Source organism: Micromonospora sp. NBS 11-29 (assembly GCF_002140155.1).
Classification (GTDB): Bacteria; Actinomycetota; Actinomycetes; order Mycobacteriales; family Micromonosporaceae; genus Micromonospora.
The window spans coordinates 8834-9079 of record NZ_NAPR01000016.1 but is presented as its reverse complement, the minus strand read 5'-3'; the positions used below and the strand labels follow the sequence as shown (position 1 = coordinate 9079).

Below are 246 nucleotides of genomic sequence, written 5' to 3'. Positions count from 1 at the left end.
ATCACCCGGTCGACGGCGTCCACGTCCAGCGACGCGATGGTCGCGTCGGCCACCAGGCCGGCGCAGTGGTACACGGCGGTCAGGTCGACGCCGTCCAACAGCTCCGCGACCCCGGTGCCCAGATCGACCGCCACGGCTCGCACCCGCGCCCCGGCATCGGTCAGCTCGTCGACCAGCGCCGCGTACGCCGGCTCGTCGGCCGGGGCACGACGGGCCGCGAGAAGCAGGTTGCGGGCTTGACCGGTG

1 protein-coding gene is annotated in these 246 nt (G+C 74.4%); it reads right to left on the bottom strand.

The window, feature by feature from the left end; translation table 11 throughout:
• The coding region (locus B1205_RS29935; RefSeq protein ID WP_176308714.1) for a KR domain-containing protein at window positions 1–246 on the bottom strand (246 nt) is incomplete at both ends.